The sequence below is a fragment of the Dietzia sp. DQ11-38-2 genome (assembly GCF_014145055.1).
In the GTDB taxonomy this organism is placed as follows: domain Bacteria; phylum Actinomycetota; class Actinomycetes; order Mycobacteriales; family Mycobacteriaceae; genus Dietzia.
Genome location: NZ_JAALDW010000253.1, coordinates 1 through 5,920, shown reverse-complemented (window position 1 = coordinate 5,920; position 5,920 = coordinate 1). Strand labels below are relative to the sequence as shown.

Below are 5,920 nucleotides of genomic sequence, written 5' to 3'. Positions count from 1 at the left end.
GGCTGCTGTTCACGGCCAAGGAGGCCACCTACAAGACGTGGTATCCGCTCACCCGGAGGTGGCTGGGATTCGCCGACGCCCACATCACCCTGACGCCCACCCACGTCGACGGCCGGTCCGCTTCGGGCGAGTTGCGGTCGAGGATCCTCGTCGACCCGCGCGCGGTCGACGGGGGACCCGACCTGGTGGAGTTCCATGGCCGGTGGGCGCTGTGGGACGGCCACATCGCCTCGGCGATCGCGCTCCGGCCGGGTGGTGGGGGATAGCGTGTCCGGCGTGACCCCGCGCAGACCCGACCCCCGCCCCGCTCCCGCCCCCGGACTCGTCGTGGTCGACAAACCGGCCGGCATGACCAGTCACGACGTCGTCGGGCGCCTGCGCCGGTACTTCGGAACGCGCAAAGTGGGGCACGCCGGAACGCTCGACCCGATGGCCACCGGCGTCCTGGTGGTGGGAATAGAACGCGCCACCAAGCTCCTGGGGCTGCTCGCGCTGGAGACCAAGTCCTATCGGGCCACGATCCGACTCGGGGAATCCACCACCACCGACGACGCTGAGGGCGAGACCACGGCGCGGGTCGACGCCTCGACGGTGACCGACGAGGCGATCGACTCCGCGGTCGCGGCACTCACCGGCGAGATCGAGCAGGTGCCGTCCTCGGTGAGCGCGATCAAGGTGGCCGGCCGACGGGCCTACGACCGGGTCCGGGCCGGCGAGGACGTCCGGCTCGACGCGCGGACCGTCACGGTGTCGCGGTTCGAGATCGTCGAGCGGATCCCTGCCGGAGCGGTGGTGGACCTCGTCGTCGTCGTCGACTGCTCCACCGGCACTTACATCCGCGCACTGGCCCGCGACCTCGGCGCCGCGCTCGGGGTGGGGGGACATCTCACCGCGCTGCGCCGTACGTGCGTGGGACCGTTCGGCCTGGATGTCGCCCGCACACTCGGAGAACTCGAGGAGGATCCGCGGTTGTCCCTGGACCTCGACACCGCCGCGTTGACCGCCTTCCCCCGCCGCGACATCGACGCGGACGAGGCGGAGGGACTGCGACACGGGCGGTGGCTGCAGGCCAGGGGTGACGACGGGGTGGTCGCGGCCGTGGGTCCGGACGGACGGGTCGCCGCCCTGGTCTCCGAGTCCGGCAATCGCGCCGCTCCGGTCGTCGTCATGCGACCGGCGGGCCTGTGAGGCCCGGGCGTAAGGTGGTCGCCGTGCAGCTGTGGCGGACGTTCGACGAGATCGTGATCCCCGACGGCGGGACCTCCGTCGCACTCGGGGTGTTCGACGGACTCCACCGGGGGCACCGGAGCCTGGTGGACCACGCGGTGGCGGCCGGGCGGGAGTCGGGCGCGAGCCCGGTGTTGGTGACGTTCGATCCGCACCCGGTCGAGGTCATCCGACCCGGCACCCATCCCCTGGTCCTGACACCGCTCGAACGACGCGCGGAACTGGCCGGCGAACTCGGTGTCGACGCGGTCTTCGCCCTGCCCTTCGATACCGGCATGGCCTCGTGGGACCCCGAGGAGTTCATCGACCGCGTTCTGGTCCGGGGATTGCGGAGTCGCTCCGTCACCGTGGGGAACAATTTCTCCTTCGGTCGACGAGCCGCGGGGACCCCGGAGACGCTGCGTGAGCTGTGCTCCGAGCGGGGGATCGACGTTCGCGTGATGGACCTGCTGGAACTCGGTGGGGAACCGGTCTCCTCCTCCCGGGTACGTCGACTGCTCGCGGAGTCGGACGTGGCCGGCGCGGCGACGATCCTCGGTCGTCCCCACCGCGTGTCCGGGACCGTCGTGCACGGGGCCGGACGCGGGGGACGCGACCTGGGGTACCCGACGGCGAACCTGGACCTGCCGGAGTACACGGCCGTGCCCGTCGACGGCGTCTACGCCGGGTGGTTCACCCTCCTCGACGAGCACGACGTCGACGGGACGATCCTCCCCGGCCGGCGCTACCCCGCCGCGATCTCCGTGGGCACCAACCCGACCTTCGGGGAGGCGGCGCGGAGTGTCGAGGCGTTCGTGCTCGACGAGTCGGCGGACCTCTACGGACGTGTGGCCGCCGTCGACTTCGTGGACCACGTCCGCGATATGGAGAAGTTCTCCTCGGTCGACGAACTGCTGGTGGCGATGGACCGTGACGTCGCCAGGACCAGAGTCGTCCTCGATGTGGGGACCGCGCGCCGCTGACGCCGATTGGGGTGTCGGGTCCGAGCGCTGGTAACGTCTTCTCCCGGCCCTCCTGCGGTCCGCGGCGGCGGGGCCATTCATTTTCGCGGACTGGAACAACCAGGAGTCACCCATGGCGTTGAGCACCGAAGAGAAGAAGGCCGTCCTGGCCGAGTACGGCATCCACGAGACGGACACCGGTTCGCCCGAGGCCCAGGTCGCGCTGCTCACCAAGCGGATCAGCCAGCTGACCGAGCACCTCAAGACCCACCAGCACGACCACCACTCCCGTCGCGGCCTCCTCCTGATGGTGGGCCGTCGTCGTCGCCTCCTCAAGTACATCGCGAAGGTCGACATCGCGCGCTACCGCTCGCTCATCGAGCGCCTCGGCCTGCGTCGCTGAGCCGGCACCGCCCGCACGTCCACTGTTCCCCGTCCTCGTCGAGGGCGGGGAACAGTGCTGTGCGGGGGCGGTGCCGGGAGTGTCAGCGATGACCCGGGGGAGTTGCCACTGGTAGCCTGATCACGGCCGGTGCGCGCGTACCGGGTGTCGACAGGTCCGATTGACGGTCCTCGGTAGTGGCTGCCGGAACGACGGGTGCCCCGGGAGGGGGCACCGGTTCCGACCGCTTCGATCGAAGACCGGAATCGCCACCGGGACGCCCTGACGCGTGATCCGGCGGGCCCGGCGGAGACGTCTCCGCCGTGAGGCCCCAGTCACCGACAGAACAGGACTACACATGCCAGAGATCACGGCCGTCGAGGTCGAAGACGGAGTCTTCGAGACCGTCGCGACCATCGACAACGGCGACTTCGGTCGCCGAGAGGTGCGATTCGAGACCGGACGCCTTGCCAAGCAGGCCGCCGGGGCGGTCGTCGCGTACCTCGACGACGACACCATGCTGCTGTCCGCCACGACGGCGGGAAAGCATCCCAAGGAGCATTTCGACTTCTTCCCCCTGACGGTGGACGTCGAGGAGCGGATGTACGCCGCAGGGCGCATCCCGGGTTCGTTCTTCCGCCGCGAGGGCCGGCCCAGCACCGACGCCATCCTCACGTGCCGCCTCATCGACCGCCCGCTGCGTCCCACCTTCGCGGACGGCGTCCGCAACGAGGTCCAGGTCGTCGTGACCGTCATGAGCCTGGACCCCAAGGACCTCTACGACGTCGTGGCGATCAACGCCGCATCGGCCTCCACGCAGCTGTCCGGCCTCCCGTTCTCGGGACCGGTCGGTGGCGTGCGGATCGCCCTGATCCCCACCGCCGCCCGCCCCGAGGGGCAGTGGGTCGCCTTCCCGACCGTCGAGCAGCTCTCCGAGGCGGTCTTCGACATGGTCGTCGCCGGTCGAGTCGTGGGCTCCGGTGACAGCGCCGACGTCGCCATCATGATGGTTGAGGCCGAGGCCACCGAGACCGTCATCGAGAAGATCGCGGGAGGCGCACAGGCGCCCACCGAGGACGTGGTGGCGCAGGGCCTCGAGGCGGCCAAACCGTTCATCTCCGAGTTGTGTGCCGCACAGCAGGCACTGGCGACCGCGGCACCCGCCGAAGCCCGTGAGTTCCCCCTCTTCCCGCCGTACCAGGAGGATGCGCTCGCCGCGGTCACCGAGGTGGCCGAGGCCAAGCTCGGCGAGATCATGTCGATCGCCGACAAGCAGGAGCGCGACGGCGCGACCGATCAGCTCAAGGCCGAGGTCCTGGCGTCGCTGGAGGAGCGGTTCTCCGGGCGTGTCGGGGAGCTGGGTGCCGCGTTCAAATCGCTCACCAAGAAGATCGTCCGGAAGCGTATCCTCACCGACCACTTCCGTATCGACGGACGCGGTGTCAGGGACATCCGCGCACTGTCCGCCGAGGTGGAGGTCATCCCGCGGGCCCACGGTTCCGCCCTGTTCGAGCGCGGTGAGACACAGATCCTCGGCGTCACCACCCTGGACATGGTCAAGATGGCCCAGCAGATCGACTCGCTCGGTCCGGAGACCAGCAAGCGCTACATGCACCACTACAACTTCCCGCCGTACTCCACCGGTGAGACCGGCCGGGTGGGCTCTCCCAAGCGTCGCGAGATCGGCCACGGAGCCCTCGCGGAGCGTGCGCTCGTGCCGGTGCTCCCCAGCGTCGAGGAGTTCCCGTATGCCATCCGCCAGGTGTCGGAGGCGCTGAGCTCCAACGGATCCACCTCGATGGGCTCCGTCTGCGCCTCCACCCTGTCCCTGCTCAACGCCGGTGTCCCGCTGCGGGCGCCGGTGGCGGGGATCGCGATGGGCCTGGTCTCCGACGAGGTCGACGGGGAGACCCGCTACGTCGCCCTCACCGACATCCTCGGTGCCGAGGACGCGTTCGGCGACATGGACTTCAAGGTCGCGGGCACGGGTATGTTCGTCACCGCGCTGCAGCTCGACACCAAGCTCGACGGCATCCCGTCCGAGGTCCTGGCCGGCGCGCTCACCCAGGCCCGGGAGGCCCGCCTGACCATCCTCGACGTGATGGCCGAGGCGATCGACGAGCCCGACGAGCTGAGCCCGTTCGCGCCCCGCATCATCGCGATCAAGGTCCCGGTCGACAAGATCGGCGAGGTGATCGGGCCCAAGGGCAAGATGATCAACTCGATCACCGAGGAGACCGGTGCGTCCGTCTCGATCGAGGACGACGGCACCGTCTACATCGGCGCCACCGACGGGGAGTCGGCCCAGGCCGCCATCGACAAGATCAACGCCATCGCCAACCCGCAGCTGCCCAAGGTCGGCGAGCGGTTCCTCGGAACCGTCGTCAAGACGGCCCCGTTCGGCGCCTTCCTGTCGCTGCTGCCCGGTCGCGACGGCCTGGTGCACATCTCGAAGCTCGGGCAGGGTAAGCGCGTCGGCAAGGTCGAGGACGTCGTGAACGTCGGCGACAAGATGCAGGTCGAGATCGCGGACATCGACAACCGCGGCAAGATCAGCCTCGTGCCGGTGGGCGACGAGTCCGCCGCGTCCGAGGCGTCGGCTGACGCCGAGGGCGACGACAACTGATCCACCGCCGGGGTCGCTCGCGCGCCCCGGCACCCAGCGAGGCACGCATCCCTGATCCCGGGGTGCGTGCCTCGCATCGCTGGAAGGGAGAGCCGCCGTGGACCCCACGATCAGAGTGGACAGATCGATCCCCGGGCTGCGTGTCGTCACCGAGGACCTCCCGTGGTGCCACACGGCGGCGGTCGGGGTGTGGATCGCGGCGGGATCCGCGCACGAGGCGCCCGGGGAGCACGGCGCCGCGCACTTCCTCGAACACGTCTTGTTCAAGCGGACGACCACGACATCGGGCAGGGAACTCTCCGAGCGGATCGATCTTCTCGGGGGGGACCTCAACGCCTACACCGGCCGCGAGCACACCTGCTATCACGTGCACGTCCCGGCCGAGGGCCTGGGGACGGCGGTCGACGTGCTGGTCGACGTGGTGGCGAACGGGTCCTGTGCGGCGGAGGACGTGGAGATCGAGCGGGACGTGGTGCTCGACGAGCTCGCGGGCCGGGCCGACGACCCGGAGGATCTCGCCTGTGAACTGGTCACGGAGGCCGTTCTGGGTGACGACCCGTTGGCCCGACCGATCATCGGTACCGAGGAGTCGGTGGCGGCTCTGGACGCCGACACGCTGCAGTCCTTTCACCGGAGGGTGCTCCGTGCGGGTGACGTCGTGGTCGCCGCGGCGGGGCGCGTCGACCACGAGGACCTGGTCCGCCGCATCGCCGACGGACCGCTGGCCGCCGTGATCGCCGGCGG

At 70.1% G+C, this 5,920-nt stretch carries 6 protein-coding genes; all 6 read left to right on the top strand.

Translation table 11 applies throughout. The features are described 5' to 3' along the window. The coding region (locus G6026_RS09375; RefSeq protein WP_182613000.1) for a 4'-phosphopantetheinyl transferase superfamily protein at positions 1 to 266 on the top strand (266 nt) is incomplete at its 5' end. Between the two features lie 10 nt (positions 267 to 276). Further along, entirely contained in the window at positions 277 to 1,188 is a 912-nt protein-coding gene (truB, locus tag G6026_RS09370; protein ID WP_107758105.1) for a tRNA pseudouridine(55) synthase TruB, read from the top strand. 23 nt (positions 1,189 to 1,211) lie between these two features. After that, complete coding sequence (locus G6026_RS09365; RefSeq protein ID WP_107756609.1) at positions 1,212 to 2,189, top strand: bifunctional riboflavin kinase/FAD synthetase; 978 nt, start codon at positions 1,212 to 1,214, stop codon at positions 2,187 to 2,189. Between the two features lie 112 nt (positions 2,190 to 2,301). Then, positions 2,302 to 2,571: a 30S ribosomal protein S15 gene (gene rpsO / locus G6026_RS09360; RefSeq protein ID WP_017836938.1), complete on the top strand. Its 270-nt coding sequence runs from the start codon at positions 2,302 to 2,304 to the stop codon at positions 2,569 to 2,571. Positions 2,572 to 2,908: 337 nt separating this feature from the next. Next, a complete protein-coding gene (locus tag G6026_RS09355; RefSeq protein WP_107756608.1) occupies positions 2,909 to 5,176 on the top strand; it encodes a polyribonucleotide nucleotidyltransferase in 2,268 nt (755 codons plus the stop codon). 97 nt (positions 5,177 to 5,273) lie between these two features. After that, a partial coding sequence (locus G6026_RS09350) for an insulinase family protein (RefSeq protein WP_182612999.1) occupies positions 5,274 to 5,920 on the top strand: 647 nt, incomplete at its 3' end.